The organism is Streptomyces sp. NPDC005408 (genome assembly GCF_040606445.1).
Classification (GTDB): Bacteria; Actinomycetota; Actinomycetes; order Streptomycetales; family Streptomycetaceae; genus Streptomyces.
Genome location: NZ_JBEXEX010000021.1, coordinates 1 through 20,376 on the forward strand (window position 1 = coordinate 1; position 20,376 = coordinate 20,376).

19 protein-coding genes are annotated in these 20,376 nt (G+C 69.9%); 4 read left to right on the forward strand and 15 right to left on the reverse strand.

The window, feature by feature from the left end:
• The 15 genes from ABZS64_RS20605 to ABZS64_RS20675 all read right to left on the reverse strand — a co-directional run.
• Positions 1 to 260 (reverse strand): flavodoxin-dependent (E)-4-hydroxy-3-methylbut-2-enyl-diphosphate synthase (locus tag ABZS64_RS20605; protein ID WP_355831350.1); only part of this gene is annotated, 260 nt, incomplete at its 3' end.
• 4 nt (positions 261 to 264) lie between these two features.
• Positions 265 to 1,287 (reverse strand): adenosyl-hopene transferase HpnH, encoded by a 1,023-nt coding sequence (gene hpnH, locus ABZS64_RS20610; RefSeq protein ID WP_355831353.1) that lies wholly within the window; start codon positions 1,285 to 1,287, stop codon positions 265 to 267.
• Between the two features lie 5 nt (positions 1,288 to 1,292).
• Positions 1,293 to 1,946 (reverse strand): 1-hydroxy-2-methyl-2-butenyl 4-diphosphate reductase, encoded by a 654-nt coding sequence (locus tag ABZS64_RS20615; protein ID WP_355831356.1) that lies wholly within the window; start codon positions 1,944 to 1,946, stop codon positions 1,293 to 1,295.
• Positions 1,946 to 3,958 (reverse strand): squalene--hopene cyclase, encoded by a 2,013-nt coding sequence (gene shc, locus ABZS64_RS20620; RefSeq protein ID WP_355831359.1) that lies wholly within the window; start codon positions 3,956 to 3,958, stop codon positions 1,946 to 1,948. The genes ABZS64_RS20615 and shc overlap by 1 nt, the downstream gene beginning before the upstream one ends.
• Positions 3,959 to 4,069: 111 nt before the next feature.
• Complete coding sequence (locus tag ABZS64_RS20625; protein WP_355831649.1) at positions 4,070 to 5,146, reverse strand: polyprenyl synthetase family protein; 1,077 nt, start codon at positions 5,144 to 5,146, stop codon at positions 4,070 to 4,072.
• A 38-nt stretch (positions 5,147 to 5,184) separates the two neighbouring features.
• The gene (gene hpnE, locus ABZS64_RS20630; protein WP_355831362.1) at positions 5,185 to 6,570 is read right to left on the reverse strand and encodes a hydroxysqualene dehydroxylase HpnE; all 1,386 of its coding nucleotides are present in this window, start codon (positions 6,568 to 6,570) and stop codon (positions 5,185 to 5,187) included.
• 79 nt (positions 6,571 to 6,649) lie between these two features.
• A complete protein-coding gene (gene hpnD, locus ABZS64_RS20635; RefSeq protein ID WP_355831365.1) occupies positions 6,650 to 7,588 on the reverse strand; it encodes a presqualene diphosphate synthase HpnD in 939 nt (312 codons plus the stop codon).
• An 8-nt stretch (positions 7,589 to 7,596) separates the two neighbouring features.
• Positions 7,597 to 8,517 (reverse strand): squalene synthase HpnC, encoded by a 921-nt coding sequence (hpnC, locus tag ABZS64_RS20640; RefSeq protein WP_355831368.1) that lies wholly within the window; start codon positions 8,515 to 8,517, stop codon positions 7,597 to 7,599.
• Between the two features lie 450 nt (positions 8,518 to 8,967).
• The gene (locus tag ABZS64_RS20645) at positions 8,968 to 9,753 is read right to left on the reverse strand and encodes an ABC transporter ATP-binding protein (protein ID WP_355831371.1); all 786 of its coding nucleotides are present in this window, start codon (positions 9,751 to 9,753) and stop codon (positions 8,968 to 8,970) included.
• Positions 9,746 to 10,675: an ABC transporter permease gene (locus ABZS64_RS20650; protein WP_355831373.1), complete on the reverse strand. Its 930-nt coding sequence runs from the start codon at positions 10,673 to 10,675 to the stop codon at positions 9,746 to 9,748. The genes ABZS64_RS20645 and ABZS64_RS20650 overlap by 8 nt, the downstream gene beginning before the upstream one ends.
• 98 nt (positions 10,676 to 10,773) lie before the next feature.
• Entirely contained in the window at positions 10,774 to 11,658 is an 885-nt protein-coding gene (locus tag ABZS64_RS20655) for a glycosyltransferase (protein WP_355831376.1), read from the reverse strand.
• Positions 11,655 to 12,434, reverse strand: a complete 780-nt coding sequence (locus ABZS64_RS20660; protein WP_355831379.1) for a CDP-alcohol phosphatidyltransferase family protein — start codon at positions 12,432 to 12,434, stop codon at positions 11,655 to 11,657. The genes ABZS64_RS20655 and ABZS64_RS20660 overlap by 4 nt, the downstream gene beginning before the upstream one ends.
• Complete coding sequence (locus tag ABZS64_RS20665) at positions 12,412 to 13,473, reverse strand: iron-containing alcohol dehydrogenase family protein (protein WP_355831382.1); 1,062 nt, start codon at positions 13,471 to 13,473, stop codon at positions 12,412 to 12,414. The genes ABZS64_RS20660 and ABZS64_RS20665 overlap by 23 nt, the downstream gene beginning before the upstream one ends.
• Positions 13,461 to 14,198: a phosphocholine cytidylyltransferase family protein gene (locus ABZS64_RS20670; protein WP_355831385.1), complete on the reverse strand. Its 738-nt coding sequence runs from the start codon at positions 14,196 to 14,198 to the stop codon at positions 13,461 to 13,463. Before ABZS64_RS20670 ends, ABZS64_RS20665 begins: the two co-directional genes overlap by 13 nt.
• The gene (locus ABZS64_RS20675) at positions 14,195 to 16,021 is read right to left on the reverse strand and encodes a DUF5941 domain-containing protein (RefSeq protein ID WP_355831652.1); all 1,827 of its coding nucleotides are present in this window, start codon (positions 16,019 to 16,021) and stop codon (positions 14,195 to 14,197) included. The genes ABZS64_RS20670 and ABZS64_RS20675 overlap by 4 nt, the downstream gene beginning before the upstream one ends.
• A 227-nt stretch (positions 16,022 to 16,248) precedes the next feature.
• Between ABZS64_RS20675 and galE the strand changes: the two genes are divergently transcribed.
• The 4 genes from galE to idi all read left to right on the forward strand — a co-directional run bounded on the left by galE (position 16,249) and on the right by idi (position 20,350).
• Complete coding sequence (gene galE, locus ABZS64_RS20680) at positions 16,249 to 17,232, forward strand: UDP-glucose 4-epimerase GalE (RefSeq protein ID WP_355831388.1); 984 nt, start codon at positions 16,249 to 16,251, stop codon at positions 17,230 to 17,232.
• Between the two features lie 177 nt (positions 17,233 to 17,409).
• Positions 17,410 to 18,351: a cation diffusion facilitator family transporter gene (locus ABZS64_RS20685; protein ID WP_355831391.1), complete on the forward strand. Its 942-nt coding sequence runs from the start codon at positions 17,410 to 17,412 to the stop codon at positions 18,349 to 18,351.
• Between the two features lie 19 nt (positions 18,352 to 18,370).
• The gene (locus tag ABZS64_RS20690; protein ID WP_355831394.1) at positions 18,371 to 19,618 is read left to right on the forward strand and encodes a bifunctional class I SAM-dependent methyltransferase/N-acetyltransferase; all 1,248 of its coding nucleotides are present in this window, start codon (positions 18,371 to 18,373) and stop codon (positions 19,616 to 19,618) included.
• Positions 19,619 to 19,756: 138 nt separating this feature from the next.
• Entirely contained in the window at positions 19,757 to 20,350 is a 594-nt protein-coding gene (idi, locus tag ABZS64_RS20695; protein ID WP_355831397.1) for an isopentenyl-diphosphate Delta-isomerase, read from the forward strand.
• Positions 20,351 to 20,376: the final 26 nt, after the last annotated feature.

Below are 20,376 nucleotides of genomic sequence, written 5' to 3' on the forward strand. Positions count from 1 at the left end.
GTGGCAAGCGCGTCGGCGTCGTCCTGCGTGGGGCACGCGACCCGCACGATCTGGCAGCCCGAAGCCGTCAGCTCCGCGATCTGCTGCAGCGTCGCGCCGATGTCCGAGGTCCGCGTGGTCGTCATCGACTGCACCGACACCGGAGCATCCCCGCCGACGGCCACCGAGCCGACCTGGATGCGCCGCGAGGTGCGGCGTATCGCGATCGGCCGGGCCGGCAGCTCCGGGAGCCCCAGTGCGACTGGCTCTCCTAGGGACATCACGTCACCCGCGGTTTCCCGAGACGGTCTCGCGTGCCGCCCTGAGGGACTCCTTGAGGGAGCCCATGGTGGCGAGGACGGCGGTGGGCTCGTAGCCGCAGTGCGCCATGCAGTTGGCGCAGCGCGGGTCCTTGCCGCGGCCGTACTTGCTCCAGTCGGTCTCCTCGATGAGCTCCCGGTACGTGGGGACGTATCCGTCGGCCATCAGATAGCAGGGGCGCTGCCATCCGAAGAGCGAGTAGTTCGGGATCGCCCAGGCCGTGCACGGGAAGTCGGCCTTGCCCTCCAGGAAGTCGAGGAAAAGCGGCGAGTGGTTGAGCCGCCAGCGCCGCCGGTTGCCGCCCGCGAAGGACTTCTTGAACAGCTCGCGGGTCTGCTCGACACCGAGGAAGTGCTCCTGGTCGGGTGCCTTCTCGTAGGCGTACGCGGGCGAGATCATCATCTCGTCCACCTTCAGGTCGTCATTGAGGTAGTTCAGCACCTCGATCACGGTCTGCGGGGTGTCGGTGTTGAAGAAGGTCGAATTGGTGGTGACCCGGAAGCCCCGCTTCTTGGCTTCCTTGATCGCCTCCACCGCCTCGTCGAAAACGCCTTCCTTGGCGACCGATTCGTCGTGCCGCTCGCGCAGCCCGTCGATGTGCACGGCAAAGGCGAAGTAGGGAGAAGGGGTGAAATTCTCGATCTTCTTCCGCAGCAGCATCGCGTTGGTGCAGAGGAAGACGTACTTCTTCTTCGCCACCAACTGACGCACGATCTCATCGATCTGAGGGTGCATCAGCGGCTCGCCGCCCGCGATGGAGACCATGGGCGCCCCGGACTCCAGCACCGCCCCCACCGCCTGCGCGACCGGCATGCGCTGCTTCAGAATCCCGGCCGGATGCTGGATCTTCCCGCACCCCTCGCACTTCAGATTGCAGGCGAAGAGCGGCTCCAGCTCGACGATCAGCGGGAACTTCTCACGCTTGCGCAGCTTCTGTTCAAAGAGGTACGTCCCGACCCTGATGGTCTGACGGAGCGGCATGGCCATCTAGCTCACCTCCTGGGGAGCAGCAAAGAACGGTGCCATTCGAAAAAAGCAGGAAGGACGGCACGAAGAACACGGAAGGCTGATATTCCACCGCGCACCGTCCCAATACGGACCAGCTCATGCTCTGGAGCGTCCACGACCACCCGGACGGCCGCAACCGGGCGGGGCCCGGCACTCAGAGCGCTGCGGAGTGTGGCCGCGGACTCCATGTCCACCGCGATCGCCCCGGTGGCCCGCAGCTCGGCCCGTTCATGTCCGCGTACGACATGGTCGGAGCCGGTCAGCGGGCCGGTGTGCACGGTGCGACCGGGCACCGCCCGGGCCACCGCCTTGACCAGCAGTTCAGTTTCCGTGCAGACCGAGGAGCCGCCCGTATGGCGGGTCTCGTCGGCGACCACGAGGTCCCCGGGGTGCATCCCCGGGGCGAGCCCGGCGCAGAAGCCGGAGGCGACGACCGCCGCGTCCCGCAGCGTCCCCTCACCCAGTGCTCCGAGGACGGCACGCTCCGCGTTGTGCGGACCCATGCCGGTACGGAGCACGGTGACCGGTCCGCGTGCGGCACTGCGGTCGCCGCTGCGCAGGGCGAGCTTCTCGATGCCGAGCGCACAGGCGATCAGCAGCGGCGCAGTGGAACCGGACGGCTCCGGGGTTCGGTCCATCAGCCCCCCTTGCCACTGTGGGAGGCGCTGCCCGCACGGTCGGCGAAGGGTTCCCCGTGCACATAGCGGCCGAGCGCCGTGAGCGGGAAGACCTGCCGGTAGAGGTGGTAGTTGATCGAGAAGTCCCAGGGGAAGCCGGTGCCGGTGAAGTACGGCTCGTCCCAGGACCCGTCCGCCTGCTGGGTCTCGGCGAGCCAGGCCACACCCCGCTCGACCGTCTTGCTCTCCCGCTCGCCCGCCGCGAGCAGTGCGAGCAGCGCCCACCCGGTCTGGGAGGCGGTGGACTCGCCGTGCCCGATCCACTCCTGCTCGCGGTAGGAGCGCAGATCCTCGCCCCAGCCTCCGTCGTCGTTCTGGACGGATTCGAGCCAGCGCACGGCGCGCTGGATCGCCGGGTGCGAGACGGGCAGTCCGGCCGCGGTGAGCGCCGGGACCACCGAGCCCGTTCCGTAGACGTAGTTGACGCCCCAGCGGCCGAACCAGGCGCCGCTCGGCTCCTGTTCGGCGAGCAGCCACTCGATGCCGCGGCGGGTACGGGGGTGGTGGGCCTTGCCCTCGTAGGCCAGCATCTCGACGACATGCGCGGTGACGTCCGCGGACGGAGGGTCGATCACCTCGCCGAAGTCGCAGAACGGCAGCCGGTTGGGGAACGCGCTGGTGTTGTCGGCGTCGAAGGCTGCCCATGCGCCGTTCCTGGACTGCATGCCCATGGTCCAGCGGCCCGCCCGCGCGACCGCCGCGTCGACGGCCTGCGGGTCAGGGTGCTTGACCCGCCGCAGGGCGAGGATGACCTCGGCCGTGTCGTCGATGTCCGGGTAGTTGTCGTTGTGGAACTCGAACGCCCAGCCACCGGGGGCCAGTTGGGGCTTGCGTACCGCCCAGTCTCCGGGCCGTACGATCTCCTCGCCCAGCATCCAGTCGGCGGCCTTGACCAGGGCCGGGTGGTCGGGTGCCAGTCCCGCGTCGGCGAGCGCGATGGTGGCGAGGCAGGTGTCCCAGACGGGCGACTGACAGGCCTCGATCATGCGGGCGCCGTCGTCGCGCCAGATGGCGAAACGGTCCAGCGACTCCAGGCCCGCCCGCATGACAGGGTGCTGGAGGTCGTAGCCGAGCAGATGCAGAGCGATGACGGAGTACACGGCGGGCGGCTGGATGCCGCCCCAGCAGCCGTCGTTCTCCTGGCGCTCGATGATCCAGCGCGCGGCCGCGTTCATCGCGACCCGGCGCAGCCGGCGCGGCGCGATCTTGTGATAGGCGTGCAGCACCTTGTCGGCCCGCTGGAAGAAGCCGTCCCAACTCGCGGCGGGGGCAAGGGGCTTGGGCGGGTTCGGGATCCGCGCGTCGGTGTGCAGCTCGTCGAGCGCGAACGGCGCGGGCCGTACCGGTCGCTTGGCCGAGACGACGGTGAGCGGCACGATCGTCTGCCGCGCCCAGCAGCCGAAGTCGTAGATGTTGAGCGGGAGCCACTTGGGAAAGAAGATCAGCTCGGGCGGCAGCTCGGGGAGGTCGTCCCACTTCCACCAGCCGAAGAGCGCCAGCCAGATCCGGGTGAAGACCCGGCTCGCCGCGATGCCGCCGCGGTCCCTGATCCAGGCGGAGGCGCGTGACATGTGCAGTTCGTCCGGCCGGTCACCGGCCAGCCGCAGCGCGACGTATGCCTCGATGGTGGTGGAGAGTTCGCCGGGCCCGCCGTAGAAGGTGGACCAGGTGCCGTCCTCGCGCTGCTCGCCGCGGATGAAGCGGCCGGCCGCCTCGGTGGTCCGCTCGTCCTGGATGCCGAGGAACTGGCGCAGCAGCAGATCCTCGGCGTCCATCGTCACATTGGTCTCGAGGTCGCCCTTCCACCAGCCCTCGGCGTCCTGACGGCCCAGCAGATGCTCCACGGAGCGTTCCGCTGCCCGAGCGGCGGCCTCGACGACCTCACTGGTGGCAGTTGTGATGTCGGTTGTTTCACTGGCCGCGGCTGCCCCGAGCCCCACGGGCCCGCTGCTTCCGTCGGTCGTCGCTGTCATGGCTTCCCCTTCGTTGCAGTGGTTCTCTGCTGTGCTGGGGTCTCCGTCGGCCGGCGCCCGGTTGCCCGTGCACCGGCCGGCGACTGCGAGGTCATATACGGATGATGGCGATCATCTCTTTCGTACGACGACGAAGTCCGCGAGCGCGACGAGCTGCGCCCGGACCCGCTCCGGCATGTCGACACCGTTCAGGGCCTCGATCGCCACCGCGTGCTGCCTGCGGGCCTCCTGCGAGGTCCACTCGCGGCCGCCCGCCTCCTCGATCAGGGCTGCCCTGGTGGCGAATTCCTCCTCGGAGAAGCTGTCGAAGTCATTGCTCTTGGCATCGGCCGCGAGCAGCTCCCCGAGACGCTGCGACGCCGGGCCGCCCGCCGCGAGCGCGGCGACGACCGGCAGGGACTTCTTGCGCTGGCGCAGATCGCTCCAGGTCTGCTTGCCGGTGGCCTCCGGGTCGCCCCAGATGCCGAGCAGATCGTCGACGGCCTGGAAGGCGAGGCCGAGGTGGTAGCCGTACGCCTCCAGCGTGTCGGCCATCTTGTCGTCCGCCCCGCCGAGCACCGCGCCGATGGAGCAGGCGCAGGCCAGCAGCGCGCCCGTCTTGTTGCCCTCCATCTCCAGGCACTCCTCGACGGTGACCCGCTCGCGGTGCTCGTAGGAGATGTCCTGGGCCTGGCCGTCGATCAGCTTGCGCGTTGCGGTCGTCAGGCGGCGCGTGGCGCGGCCCGCCTCGACCGTGCCGAGCTCCAGAAGCACCTCGCCCGCGAGCGCGAACAGCGCGTCGCCGACGAGGATCGCCTGGGCAGGGCCGTGCACCTTCCACACGGTGTCGCGGTGGCGGCGCTGCTCGTCCCCGTCCATCAGGTCGTCGTGCAGCAGCGAGAAGTTGTGCACCAGCTCCACGGCGACGGCACCGGGGATGCCGACCTCGGGGGCGGCTCCGGCGGCCTCGGCGGACAGCAGCGCGAGCGCCGGGCGTACGGCCTTGCCGCCGTCCCCGTCGGCGGGCCGGCCCTGCGCGTCGATCCAGCCGAAGTGGTAGGCGGCGACGGTGTCCATGGGCGGCGCGAGCCGGTTGATGGCGGCACGCAGCACCGGGGTGGACATGGTCCGCCCGCGCTCCAGCAGCGCAAGGATGTCCAGGCTCTCTCCTCCGGCTGCGGTGTCATCAGCCGGGTTCGCCGAGGGCACAGTCGGCACGATCTCTCCTCTTGTTCCAGTACTGGTGCTCACGCCGCCTCCTTGAGCGGATGTTCATGGGGACGGCCGAGAGCGGAGAGTGCGGCGCCGGCGGCGCTGAAGCCGCTGCGTACGGCACCCTCCATGGTCGCGGGCCAGCCGGTGGCGGTCCACGCGCCCGCAAGGTACAGGCCCGGCGCTCTGGTACGCGCACCGGGTCGCAGCCTGCCGACGCCCGGGGTCGGGGCGAAGGTCGCCGTCCGTTCCCGGGTGACGAAGAAGTCCCGCACCTGGGCGCCGCGCGCGGCGGGCAGCAGCCGCTCAAGCTCGGGCAGATACCGCTCGCGCAGTGCGGCGACGGGCTCGTCGATCTCGTCCTCGGCGGCGGACTGGGACAGGGCCAGATACTGGCCGTCCGCGAGCCCCGAGGCCTCGGTGCGGTCGAAGACCCATTGCACCGGCGTGCCCAGCGCGGCGAAGAAGGGCTGCCGCAGCACCTTGCGGTCGTACAGCACATGGATGTTGAGGATCGGCGCGGTGCCGATGTCGAGCAGCCTGTCGGGGTCCTCGAGGGCTCCCTCGGGCAGCAGTGCGTGGGCCTCGCGCTGCGGTACGGCGAGGACGACGGTGTCCACCTCGAGCAGCTCGCGGTCCAGCTCGACCTGCCAGCGCCCGAACTCCGCACGGGAAATACCGCGGACACGGGTCGAGAGCTCGGTGCGTACGCCGGCCGAGTCGAGGGCCTTGCGGGCCAGCGTGTCGTGCAGGTCCCCGAGCGGTACCCGCGCCCAGCCGATGTCGGCCGCTCCGGGCTCGGAGAGCAGTCCGGTCTTGAAGACCATCGCGGCGAGCCCCATCGAGGCGTTGGGCGCGGTGGCGTTCAGTGTCGCCACGCCGACGAGGTCCCACAGGGCCTCGATGGCGCGCTGCGACTGGCCGTGGCGGCCCAGCCAGGTCCCGAAGTCGATGCCGTCCAGTGCCGGGTCGGCGGGGTCGAGCTTCTTGAGCGCCAGTGCGGCGCGCCCGACGGCCGCGCGCTCGGCGAGCGAGAGGTGCGGATAGGTGGCGAGGCTGGCGGCGAGGTGCAGCGGCACGGGCAGCGCGCTGCGGCGCAGCCGGCCCAGACGCGGTCCGCGCTTGCGTGCCACGTCCAGCACCGGCACGTCCAAACGGTCCTGGAGCGGGGCGAGATGAGCGCCGTCGACCCGGTCGAGGAACCAGCGGTACGCGGTGCAGCAGCGCAGATACACATGCTGGCCGTTGTCGATGGTCAGGTCGCCGCGGCGGAAGGAGAAGGCGAGGCCGCCCAGTCGCGGGCGGCCTTCGACCAGAGTGACGCTCACTCCCGCTTCGGCGAGTTGCAGCGCCGCGGTGATTCCGGCGAGCCCTCCGCCGACCACCACCGCGTGCCGGGACCGCATGTCGTCGTCCGTCATGCGTCCTCCCCCAGGCCCGCTGTTGCAGTCAGGGACGCCGCCTCGGACCGGACGGTTGCCCGCCGGTTGTTCACCCGCATCAGACACGCCCCCTGAGGGTCTGCCGCGTGATGTGGCGGGCGTCGAGTCCGGACAGTCCGCGCACGGCGACGTACGCCTTCTCCCGCCCCGGCAGAGAGACGCGGCCGCGCAGCACCGCCTCGGGGTCGCGTTCGATGCGGTCGAGAAGGCGCCGGTAGATCCCGGCCATCGCGGCGACACAGGCGCCGCTGCGCCGGTCGAGCATGGGCAGCAGGCGGTAGCCCTCCGCGAACAGGGTGCGGGCGCGCCGTACTTCGAAGTGCACCAGGCCCGCGAAGTCGGAGCCGGCCGGCGGGATGGCGGTGTGGAAGCCCGTGGAACAGCCGAACTTGGCGAGGTCGTCGGCGGGCAGATAGGTGCGTCCGTTGGCCGCGTCCTCGCGAACGTCCCTGAGGATGTTGGTGAGTTGAAGGGCCAACCCCAGCGTGTCGGCGTACTCGGCGGCGCGCTCGACGCCGCGCGCGCCGGGCTGGGTGCCGAACACGCCGAGCGAGAGCCGCCCGATCGCGCCCGCGACACACCGGCAGTAGACCTTGAGGTCGTCCCAGGTCTCGTAGGTCTGGCCGCTCACGTCCATGAGGACGCCGTCAATGAGCTCGTCGAGCCCGGCGAGCGGCAGCGGGAAGCGGCGTGCCGCGTCCGTGAGGGCGACCGCGACCGGGTCGGTGTCGTCCTCGTCGACCGTGCCCAGGCGGATGCGTTCCAGCACTTCACGCGTGCCTTCGAGCCGGTTGAGCTTGGCCTCGGGCGCCAGCGCGCCGTCACCGATGTCGTCGACGCGCCGCGAGAACGCGTACAGCGCGGACATGGCCTGTCGCTTGTCGGTCGGCAGCAGCCTGATCCCGTAGGCGAAGTTGCGCGCCTGCTGTCCGGTGACGGCCTCGCAGTAGGTGTATGCGGCCTGCACCGGCGCCGACACCTCCGTCGGTCCCTCCATCGTCCGGCTCACCCCTCTCTACGCGCTCTTCGCAAGACTGCTCCCACTTCACGCAGCAGATTGGCCTTGGTCGCCTTGGGCGGTCCGGGCAGCACATCGTGTCCGGCAGCCGCGATCGCGGTGAGGGCGGCGCGCCCGCCGGCCACGAACCCGGCGAGCAGCAGCCGCAGCCTGCCGTGGACGCTACCCACCAGTGGTGTGCCTTCATTCAGCAGTTGCCGGGCGCGTTCGGCTTCGTATGCGATCAGTGCGCGCACCGACGCGTCCGCGGTCGGTGCGGCGAGGTCCTCCTCCGTGACATGGAAGCGCTGCATGTCCTCGGCGGGCAGATAGATCCGGTCGCGCCCCAGGTCCTCGCTGACGTCCTGGAGGTGCTCGACGATCTGGAGGGCGGTGCAGACCGCGTCGGAGCGGCGGACGCGCTCGGGGCTGGCGGTCCCGGTGATCTGGAGCACCAGACGCCCGACCGGGTTGGCGGAGAGCTCGCAGTACGCGACGAGCTCGTCGTACGTCTTGTAACGCCCCACCAGCTGGTCCTGGCGGTTGGCCTCGATCAGCCCGATGAAGGGCTCGAGGGTGAGGGAGCAGCGGCGTACGACGGGCTTCAGGGCGCGCAGCAGCGGGTGGTGCGGATCGGCGCCGGCTGCGGCGAAAACGCGGCGCAGATCCGTCTCGAACGCGTCGAGCATCAGCAGCCGGTCGTCGGCCCTCGCGGGGTCGACGCCGAGGTGACGGGCGTCCGCGCCGCCGGGTGCGAGGTCGCCGTCGCCGATGTCGTCGACAAGGCGGGCGTAGCCGTACACCGCCATCAGGTCATCGCGCCAGGCTCGCGGCAGGAAGAAGGGAGCCACGGGAAAGTTCTCGTCCGCGGCCTTGTCGAGTGTGGCGCGCGCGGAGGCCTCGATGCGCGCCTGCCGGGTGCCCGTCATACGGAGCTGCCCGGTACGGGGACGGCGAAAGCCTCGCGGAGCTGGAGATTTCCCATCATTGCCGTCACGTCTCCCGTTCTACACTGCCGATCCAATCCATCCTATTTCGGACACGCCGCCGGTCCTCCCGACTGAGGGGAGACCGCCTGGCGGACGGGATGCCTAGGGGGTATCGCCCCGATTGCCGCGATTCAGCACCGGTACAGCTTACGTTGTACAACGCGCGGTGATACGTCCGGGTGTTGCGTGCATTACAAGAACACTTCAATCCTGGCCAACCTTCCCCGGCGGCTGGGGAATTGACCTTCGCTTGACGATCGGGGCCCCTTTGTCGGGTCGCGGGCCGTGTCCCCCTAGGGACGCAGAAGACCCCCGCCGGGATGCGGCAACGGGGGTCTTCTTCGGAGGAATCCTCGGTCTCGGGAGAATTCCTGGATCTTCGCGGTCCAGCTACTTGCCGGTCTCCTTCTCGTAGGCCCGCAGGACCTCGTCGGTCGGGCCGTCCATCAGGAGTTCGCCCCGCTCCAGCCACAGGACGCGGTCGCAGGTGTCCCTGATCGTCTTGGCACCGTGGCTGACCAGGAAGACCGTGCCGGCTTCCTTGCGCAGCTCGCGGATGCGCTCCTCGGAGCGGATCTGGAACTTGCGGTCACCGGTCGCCAGCGCCTCGTCGATCATGAGGACGTCGTGGTCCTTGGCCGCGGCGATGGAGAAGCGGAGCCTGGCGCCCATGCCGGAGGAGTAGGTGCGCATCGGCAGGGTGATGAAGTCGCCCTTCTCGTTGATGCCCGAGAAGTCGACGATCCCCTGGTACCGGTCGCGGACCTCCTCGCGCGACATGCCCATCGCCAGGCCGCCGAGGATGACGTTGCGCTCGCCGGTCAGGTCGCCCATGAGCGCGGCGTTGACGCCGAGCAGGGAGGGCTGACCGTCGGTGTACACCATGCCGCTCTCGGTCGGCAGCAGGCCGGCGATGGCACGCAACAGGGTCGACTTGCCGGAGCCGTTGGTTCCGATCAGGCCGATCGCCTCGCCGCGGTACGCGGTGAAGGAGACACCGCGTACGGCGTGGACCTTGCGGATACCGCGGGCCGCCTCGGCCTTGTCGCGGCGGAGTATCCGGCTGAGGGCCGCGGTGGCGCTGCCCTTGCCGCCGCTGCCGCCGTGCACGCGGTACACGATGTGCACGTCGTCGGCGATGACGGTCGGGATGCGTCCCGGGTTGCTGTCAGCCACGTCCATAGCGTTCCTCCGCCTTCCAGAAGTACACAAAGCCGGCGACGCCGAAGAGAATCGCCCAGAAGACGGCCGCGAACCAGACGTGCGACGGCAGATTGGACGCGCCGTACCCGTCGATCAGCGCGAAGCGGACCAAGTCCATGTAGACCGCCGCCGGGTTGTAGCCCAGCACATCGGAGATCCAGGCCGGCTTGTCCTTCAGCATGACCGGGATGGAGTACATGACGCCCGAGGCGTACATCCAGGTGCGCATGATGAACGGCATCAGCTGGGCCAGGTCGGGCGTCTTGCTGCCCAGCCGCGCAAACATCAGGGCGATGCCGATGTTGAAGACGAACTGCAGGCCCAGCGCGGGCACGATCAGCAGCCAGCTGAGCGAGGGATAGCTGCCGAAGGCCATCGCGATGATGAACAGCACGATCATCGAGAACATCAGCTGCTGAAGCTGCTGAAGCGCGAAGGAGATCGGCAGTGCCGCCCGGGGGAAGTGCAGGGCCCGCACCAGCCCGAGATTGCCCGAGATCGCGCGGACACCGGCCATCACGGAGGTCTGCGTGAAGGTGAACACGAAGACGCCCGTCACCAGGAAGGGGATGAAGACATCGTTGGCGATGCCCTTCCTGGTCCCCAGGATGAGCCCGAAGATCAAGTAGTACACGGCCGCGTTCAGCAGCGGCGTCGCCACCTGCCAGAGCTGGCCGAGCTTGGCCTGGCTGTACTGGGCGGTCAGTTTCGCCGAGGCGAACGCCACAATGAAGTGGCGCCGGCCCCAGAGCTGCCGGATGTATTCGACGAGACCCGGTCGGGCACCGCTCACCGACAGGCCGTACTTGGCGGCGAGCTGCGCCGACGTCAGGCCGTCGTCGGGAGATGGCGGGGCGCTCGTCACGATCGCACCGTCATGGGTTGTGTCACTCACAAGTTGAAACTTTCGTGTTCAAGATGCGCAGCCGGTCGGGCGCAGGCTCAGACGTCCAGGTCCCGGGAGTACGCCCGATGCTCTCAGGACCGAGCATGTCAGATGACAGGAGGGCGGCCCAGCCGGGTCAGGCGCCACACCGTACGCCACCTGATGGGCCGACGAGGACCACAGGGAGTCTGCCAGCCTTCCTTGAATCCGCCGAACCAGGCCTTCAGGGCGGGCAGCGAAGGCCGCCTCAGCAGCGTGAGCAGCACCCAGACACCGAGGTAGACGGGGATCAGGGGCGCGGGCAGGTTGCGGCGGGCCAGCCAGACCCGGTTGCGGGCCACCATGCGGTGGTAGACCGCATGCCGGGACGGCGGCATCGTCGGGTGGAACAGCACCATGTCCGAGCGGTAGTCGATCGCCCAGCCCGCGTCCAGCGCCCGCCAGGCGAGGTCCGTCTCCTCATGGGCGTAGAAGAACTCGTCCGGAAGCGAGCCGACCTCGGCGAGGACCTTCGTACGCACGGCGTTGGCGCCGCCGAGAAACGTTGTCACCCGCGAGGAGCGCATCGGGTCGGAGGCGCGCAGCCGCGGGACGTGGCGGCGCTGGGTGAGCCCGGTCTCCGGGTCGGCGATACGGAAGCTGACGATGCCCAGCTTCGGATCGGCCGCGAAGGCCTTGCGCACCAGCTCACCGGTGTCGCTGTTGGGCAGCAGACCGTCGTCGTCGAGGAAGAGCAGCGCGTCGACGTCGGAGCCGGAGGGGCCGAAGGCCTCGATGCCGACATTGCGGCCGCCCGGGATGCCCAGATTGTCGGGAAGGTCCACGGTGCGTACGCCCTCGGGGACATCGGTGACCGGGGCGCCGTTGCCGACCACGACCACCTCGATCGGGTCGCCGTCCTGCTTGGCGACCGAGTCGAGGAGGGCGCGCAGATCGTCGGGGCGGTTGCCCATGGTGATGATGACCGCGCCGAGCTTCATGGGCGTACTCATTTGAGCCTGCTCGAAGCCAGGATGGACACCAGGTGCAGCACCGTCTGGAGCAGGGCGATGCCTGCCAGCACGGCGACGCCGAGGCGGGTGAAATACAGGTCGCCCCGGATCTGGTCCACGACGGCCAGCACGAGGATCAGCAGCGACGCCTCGATGCCGAGGACAAGCCGGTGGAACTTCAGCGCGGCGGCGGCCCGGCGGGCGAGCGCCATGCCGGACGAGCGGGGCTCGGCAGCCGCCTCCTTGACCGGCGGAAGCCCGCCCTGGTGGCGGGCGACGCCGACCAGGTCGGTCTCGGCCTTGATCAGGATCGCGCCGAGCGCGGCGAGAGTGCCGAGGAAGGCCCACAGCCAGTCGATCTGCCCGGGGCCCCACAGGTCCGCGGCGCGCAGGCCGAAGCCGACCAGGACCGCCGCGTCGCACAGGTAGGCGCCGACCCTGTCCAGGTAGACCCCGGAGAGCGAGAACTGCTTCTTCCAGCGGGCGACCTCGCCGTCGACACAGTCGAGCAGCAGGTAGAGCTGGACCGCCACGACGCCGAGGACGGCGCCCCAGATGCCCGGCACCAGCAGGGCCGGGGCGGCGAGGACACCGCAGAGGGTCATCAGGTAGGTCAGCTGATTCGGCGTGACCTTGGTGGTGACCAGGCGGCGGGTGATGCGCAAGGAGATCTCGCGCATGTACAGGCGGCCGCCCCAGTGCTCGCCGCTTCGCCGGTCCTTCACTCCCGCCGGGTGAACGACCGGACGGAGTTCAGCTACTGATGGTCTTGGCATAGTCGGCGTACGCGTCCCTGATCTGATCGGTGGTGAGGTCAAGGTGCTCGAGGATGGTGAAGCGGCCCGGACGGGTCTGTGGTGCGTACTCCACGGCCCGGACGAACTCGTCCGTGGAGAACCCGATTTCCTCGGGCAGCACCGGCAGGCCGTGCCTGCGGAGCACCTCGGCGAAGAGTCCGGACTTCTCGTGCGCGCCACGCAGGTGCATCGCAAAGGCGGCTCCGATGCCGACCTGCTCACCGTGGCTGGCGGCCCGCTTGGGGTAGAGCAGGTCGAAGGCGTGGCTGATCTCGTGGCAGGCGCCGGACGAGGGGCGGGTGTCCCCGCTGATCGACATCGCAACGCCGGAGAGTACGAGTGCTTCGGCGAGGACCGTGAGGAACTCGTCGTCGCCGACGCCTCCGGGGTGGCGCAGTACGGATTCCCCTGCGGTGCGGCCCATGGCGGCGGCCAGTCCGTCGACGGCCTCACCGGTGACGCGGTGGGACAGCTCCCAGTCCGCGATGGCCGAGATGTTGGAGATCGCGTCGCCGATGCCGGAGCGTACGAAACGGACCGGGGCCTCGCGGATGACGTCGAGGTCGATGACCATCGCGATCGGCGTCGGGACACCGTAGGAGCCGCGGCCGTTGTCGTTGTCCAGGGTGGACACCGGCGAGCACAGGCCGTCGTGGGACAGGTTCGTCGCGACGGAGACCATGGGCAGGCCGACCCGGGCGGCCGCGTACTTCGCCACGTCGATGACCTTGCCGCCGCCGAGGCCGACCACGGCGTCGTACCGCTTGCCCTTGATGTCGTCGGCGAGCTTGACGGCGGAGTCGATGGTGCCCCCGGCGACCGCGAACCAGTCGGCGCCCGGCAGGACCGGCGCGAGCTTCTCGCGCAGCGACTGGCCGGAGCCGGCGCTGATCGCGATCGCGAGCTTGCCGGAGGAGGAGATCCGCTGGTCGGCCAGGAGACCGGCCAGGTCGTCCAGGGCGCCGCGGGTGATGTCGACGACGACCGGGGACGGGATCAGTCGGGTCAGTACAGGCACGCGATCTCACGGCCCTTCGCGAGGTCTTCGTGGTTGTCGATCTCGACCCACTTGACGTCGCCGATGGGGGCCACGTCCACGGTGAAGCCGCGGTTCACGAGCTCCTGGTAGCCGTCCTCGTAGTAGAGGTCGGGGTCGCGCTCGAAGGTGGTCTTCAGCGCGTCGGCGAGCTCGTCGGCCGCCTCGGGCTCGATGAGGGTGACGCCGATGTACTCGCCGGTGGCGGTGGCCGGGTCCATCAGCTTGGTGATGCGCCGCACACCCTGGTCGCCCTCGGTGATGACCTTCATCTCCTCGTCGGCGAGGTGCTTCACCGTGTCGAGGGCGAGGATGATCTTCTGGCCGTAGCCGCGGGCGTCGAGCAGGGTCCGCTCGACGGAGACGGGGTGGACGGTGTCGCCGTTGGCGAGGATCACGCCCTGCCTGAGGACGTCACGCGCGCACCACAGGGAGTAGGCGTTGTTCCACTCCTCGGCCTTGTCGTTGTCGACGAGGGTGAGCTTGAGGCCGTACTTCGCCTCCAGGGCGGCCTTGCGCTCGTAGACGGCCTCCTTGCGGTAGCCGACGACGATGGCTGCCTCGGTGAGTCCGATCTCGGCGAAGTTCCCCAGGGTGAGATCGAGGACGGTGGTGTCGCCGTCGACGGGCACGAGGGCCTTCGGAAGCGTGTCGGTGTAGGGGCGAAGACGCCGTCCGGCACCGGCTGCCAGTACGAGGCCGATCATGCGGGTTCTCCTTCGTCATGTACGGCGGGTGCTCCGGAGGACACCCAGAAGCGGATGCTCTCCGCGAGCACCACGAGTGCGACGGCCACAGCGAGGGCCGTCAGCGCGATCGTGAAATGAGCGGCTGTGACCAGGGCGGCCAGCACTGCGACTGCCAGGGTCCGCCCCTCGTGCCCGCCGATGACCCGCACCAGCCAGTGCGGGGGCGCGCCCGTACCGCCGCGGATGCGGTACACCGTGTCGTAGTGATGGTAGGCGACAGCCGCCACCAGGCCGAAGGCCGCGGGCAAAGCCCCGTTCACCTCGGCGCGGGCCGCCAGGGCCAGGACGGTGCCGTATTCGGCGGCCCTGAGCACGGGCGGGACGAGCCAGTCGAGGGCGCCCTTGAGGGGGCGGGCGACGGCGATGCCCGAGCTGATGACATACGCCACAGCCGCGACGGCCGGCCAGGGCGAGCCGTAGTCGGTGAACGCGGCGGCCGCCACCACGGCGGCGCCACCCGCCAGGGCGATCACGAACGGGGCGAACGCGGGAAGCTGCCGCACCTTCGCCCTGAGAGCTCCCGCGGCGCTCTCGGCGAGCGGGCCGCTGTCGGCCAGGTCGGCGAGCGCCTGGGCGGCGCGGTCGGTCCGCTGTGCCTTGCGGGTCAGCGAGCGCAGAACGCGGCCCGCGGTGGTGTAGCAGGCGGCGAAGGCGCAGCCGATGAGCAGGGCGTAGAAGACGATCCGGGGCGTGGTCACGGCGGTCAGCACGGCGATCATCGCCCAGCGCTCGCCGATCGGCAGGACGATCATCCTGCGCACCCAGACCGTCCAGCCGACGCTGTCGAGCTTGTCGGAGAGGGCGGCGGTGGGGCTCGTGTTGGACACGGCGTCGTGGTTCGCCTCGTTGAACGAGAAGTCCACGACATGGCGGCAGGTCTGCAGCACCATCGCGCCGAGCGCCAGCGCCCATACGTCGTCACCGCCGCGGGCGGCGCCGAGGGCGAGGCCCGCGTAGAACGCGTACTCCTTGGCGCGGTCGAAGGTCGCGTCGAGCCAGGCGCCCAGCGTGGAGTACTGCAGCGAGTAGCGGGCGAGCTGACCGTCCGTGCAGTCCAGGACGAAGGAGAAGAGCAGCAGCAGGCCGGCGGCGATGTAGCCGCCGCGCGTTCCGGTGGCCGCGGCGGCGGCCGCGATCAGCGCGGTGAGCAGCGAGGCGGTGGTGACCTGGTTGGGAGTCAGTCCGCGGCGTGCGCACCAGCGGGCGAGATAGCGGGAGTACGGGCTGATGCAGAAGGTCGTGAAGAAGCCGTCGCGGGCCTTCACGGCGGAACGCAGCCGTATGGCCTCGTCGTCGACGGCCTCGACGGCCTGCCGGGCCTCGTTACGGGCCTGCGGGTCACCGGGCACGCGCGCGACGAGCGATCCCAGCTCGGGCCGGTGCACGGCGGTGCCGTCGGCGTCGAGCGCGTCGGCGAGCACGTCGGGCAGCACCACGGCCCGGACTGCCGACAGGATGTCGCCGGCGCCGGATGGGGTGCCGGTGCCGACGGCCGTCAGGGCACGGGTCAGCGCCGTCCGCGCCTCCGGCTGCGCCGTCAGTGCGCCGGGGACCGCGGCAGCGGGGAAGCGGGGGTCCGTCAGTGCCAGCCGCAGGGAGTGGACGTGCCCGACGAAGCGGGGGTCGACGACGGCGACGCGGTCGGCGGCCGGGACGGCGGCGATCAGCGCCGCGGTGTCCTGGGCGCCGGAGGCGATCCGTACGTCAAAGCCCAGCGACCGCAGATCGCCCTCGAGCGACGATCCGGGTACCGGCGGACCGGTGAGGATGGCGGTCGACAGACGAACTCACTCCTTGGAGCTGAGGGTGCGGGTGCGCGGCGGCACGGCCCGGTAACACGGGCGGCGGCTCGTCGGCAGAGGCTATCGGATGTACGGAAGCGGGATTTCACTGGCCGTTCACGCCCCGCTCGGCATGAACATGGCCCACCATGGGCCCGCCGAGATCATCATCGTCGATCAGAGGCTTGCCTAACAAACCGCGGGCCGAGCCGCCTAGGGTGGCGGTCATGACTTGGCTGATCACAGGTGGAGCGGGGTACATCGGCGCGCATGTGGCGCGGGCCATGACGACAGCAGGTGAGCGGGTCGTCGTCCTCGACGACGTCTCGTCGGGCGTCGTCGAGCGGCTGCCGCAGGAGATCCCGCTGGTGCGGGGGGCGGTCCTGGACCGGGAGCTGCTCGACCGCGCGCTCGCGGACCACGAGGTCACCGGTGTGGTGCATCTCGCGGCGAAGAAGCAGGTCGGACAGTCCGTCGAGCAGCCGCTGCACTACTACCGGGAGAATGTGCACGGGCTGACGGTGCTGCTCGAGGCGGTCGTCGAGGCCGGTGTGAAGCAGTTCCTGTTCTCCTCGTCGGCCGCCGTGTACGGGGTGCCCGAGGTGGAACTGATCCCCGAGTCCGCCCCCTGCGAGCCCATCAATCCGTACGGCGAGACGAAGCTGGCGGGCGAGTGGCTGGTCCGGGCGACAGGCAAGGCACACTCCATCTCGACGGCTTGTCTGCGCTACTTCAATGTGGCCGGATCGGCCCGGCCGGAGCTCGCGGACACCGGGGTGTTCAACATCATCCCGATGTTCTTCGACCGGATCACGCGCGGCGAGGCCCCGCGGATCTTCGGCGCGGACTATCCGACCCCGGACGGCACCTGCATCCGGGACTACATCCATGTCGCGGATCTGGCCGACGCGCATCTCGCCGTGGCCCGCAGGCTCGCCGAGCGGAACGGCGCCGGGGATCTGACCGTCAACATCGGCCGCGGGGCCGGAGTCTCGGTGCGCGAGCTCGCCGATCTGGTGGCTGAGGTCACGGGATACGACGGGGAGCCGGTGATCGAGCCGCGCCGTCCCGGTGATGCCGCCAAGGCGGTCGCCTCGGTCGATCTGATCACCAAGGAACTGGGCTGGACGGCCTCGCGCGGGGTTCGCGAGATGGTCGAGTCGGCCTGGGACGGCTGGTGCCTGCGGCACCCCGGGGCCCGCGCCCACTGATCTTGTCAGCGCCCTGACCTGCGGGCCTTCCGCACGACGTTCCCGTCAACGTTCCACGGACGTTTCCGCAGGTCAGGCGATATGACAACGGTGTTCAGTCCCGTGTTGCCCGATACCCCCCACCCGTAGTTCACTGAGGTCTCGGCAGTCACTTCCACTGACCAGGAGGCGTCTCTCATGGGGGCTGGGCACGACCACGGGCATTCTCACGGCGGACCGCCGCCGACCGGCACCGCGGCATCGGCCTACAAGGGACGCCTTCGCATCGCCCTGTCGATCACGCTGGGCGTGATGGTCCTGGAGATCGCCGGCGGCATCCTGTCCGACTCGCTAGCCCTGATCGCCGACGCCGCGCACATGGCGACGGACGCGGTCGGTCTTGCCCTGGCGCTGTTGGCGATCCACTTCGCCAACCGGCCGACGGCAGTCAACCGCACCTTCGGCTTCGCACGGGCCGAGATCCTGGCCGCGCTCGCCAACTGTGTGCTGCTGCTCGGTGTCGGCGGCTATCTGGTGTACGAGGCGGTGCAGCGCTTCATCACTCCGGCCGACACCCGGGGCGGTCTGACGATCGCGTTCGCCGTGGTCGGTCTGGTCGCCAACATGGTCTCGCTCTCCCTGCTCGTACGGGGCCAGCAGGAGAGCCTGAACGTCCGCGGGGCGTATCTGGAGGTCCTCGCGGACACCCTCGGATCGCTGACCGTCCTGGTCTCGGCGGGCATCATCCTCGCCACCGGCTGGCAGGCTGCCGACCCCATCGCGTCCCTGGTCATCGGCCTGATGATCGTGCCGCGCACCTGGAAGCTGCTGCGCGAGACGCTCAATGTCCTGCTGGAGGCGGCCCCCAAGGGCGTCGACATGGGTGAGGTGCGCGCGCACATAGTGGCCCTGGCCGGGGTCGAGGACGTACACGATCTGCACGCCTGGACGATCACGTCCGGGATGCCGGTGCTCTCGGCGCATGTTGTGGTGCACCAGGATGTCCTGGACGCGGTCGGACACGAGAAGATGCTGCACGATCTGCAGGGGTGCATCGGCGATCACTTCGATGTGGAGCACTGCACCTTCCAGCTTGAGCCGGTCGGCCATGCCGAGCACGAGGCCAGGCTCTGTCACTGAGGGCCGGGGGGTTCCCACGTTGTCCGACACCGCTCTTCACGACGCTTTCTTCGCCCTGCATGACGGGCTGCCACGACAGGGGCCCGGCTCCGACGACACCTCCCGCAGGCTGCTCGCCCTCGCGGGGCCGCTGCCTTCGCGGCCGCGCGTGCTCGATCTGGGCTGCGGCCCCGGCCGTTCCGCGCTGCTGCTCGCCGCGGAGGCCGGTGCGCAGGTGACCGCAGTCGATCTGCACGAACCGTTCCTGGACAAACTGCGGCACAGCGCACAAGCCCGCGAACTCACCCGCGCGATCCGCACCGTGCGCGCGGACATGGCCGAACTCCCCTTCCCTGACGGCTCGTTCGATCTCGTCTGGGCCGAGAGCTCGGCGTACACCATCGGCTTCGACACCGCGCTGCGGCAGTGGCAGCGGCTGCTCGCGCCGGGCGGCTGCCTGGTTCTCACCGAGTGCGAGTGGACCGCCGAGGATCCCTCGGCCGAAGCCCGCGCCTTCTGGGACCAGCACTATGCGCTGCGTACGAGCGCCCAGAACGTCTCGGCGGCCGTCGACGCGGGCTACAACGTCCTCGGAGTGCACCGGCAGCCCGAGAGCGACTGGCAGGAGTACTACGGCCCGCTCGGCGAGCGGGCCGATGCCGCGGACGCATCGGCTCCGGGCATGGCCGAGGCGCTGGCCGCCACCCGGGCGGAGCTCGCGATGCGCCGTGACCACGGCACGCAGTACGGCTACACCGGCTATGTGCTGCGTCCCGCCGACACGCGCTGGCACACCAGGCCGGAGACGGCGGCCGACATTCCGGCGGTGCGCGCCATCAATGCCGCCGCCTTCGCGACCGCGGGAGAGGCGGGCCTTGTAGATGCGCTGCGCATGGACGGCGACGTATGGCTGCCGGGGATGTCGTACGTCGCCGAGGCGCCGGATGGCACGGTCGCCGCGTATGCGCTGCTCACCCGGTGCCAAGTCGAGGGCGTCCGCGCTCTGGCGCTCGCACCCGTCGCGGTCGCTCCCGAGCATCAGGGCGGCGGTGCAGGCCAGGCCGTCGTGCGGGCCGTGCTCGATGTGGCGAGGGTGCGCGGGGAGCGACTCGTGCTGGTCACGGGGCATCCGGGCTACTACCCGAGGTTCGGCTTCGAGCCTGCCTCGCGGTATGGAATCAGGCCTCCTTTCGAGGTACCCGACGAGGCCATGATGGCCCTTGTGCTCGACGGTTCCGGGGGCGTGCCGATGGGCACGATCGACTATCCAGGGGTATTCGGAGTGTGACGAAGTACGTCCCCTCCGTCGCGTTCCGGCGCGACGGGGGCGGACATGCCCGGGCTGCCTAAGTGCGGACAAGCCGCTTTTGTACGGCAGACTGGGCAGGCCCCTCAGGGCCGCCGAGGACCGATGCGAAGGATGGTTATGCCGACCTCACCAGCCACCGCGACGAACAGCTCGTCGAACGGCACCCCCCAAGCGATCCTGCTCGAACTGGTCGACGAGCACGGCAACACCATCGGCACCGCGGAGAAGCTCTCCGCCCATCAGGCGCCCGGGCAGCTGCACCGGGCGTTCTCCGTGTTCCTGTTCGACGAGCACGGGCGGCTGCTGCTGCAGCGCCGCGCGCTGGGGAAGTACCACTCCCCCGGTGTCTGGTCGAACACCTGCTGCGGGCACCCGTATCCGGGCGAGGCCCCGTTCGCGGCGGCCGCCCGGCGTACGCAGGAGGAGCTGGGAATCTCGCCCTCGCTGCTCGCGGAGGCGGGCACGGTCCGCTACAACCACCCGGACCCCGACTCCGGGCTGGTGGAGCAGGAGTACAACCACCTGTTCGTGGGACTGGTGCAGGCTCCCCTGCGGCCGGACCCGGACGAGGTCGGCGAGACGGCCTTCGTGACGCCGAAGGAACTGGCGGAGCGGCACGCCGAGGGTCCGTTCTCGGCGTGGTTCATGACCGTGCTCGACGCGGCCCGCCCGGCGATCAGGGAGCTGACGGGCCCGTCCGGCGGCTGGTGACCGAACGGGCAGGGCGCCCTACAGCG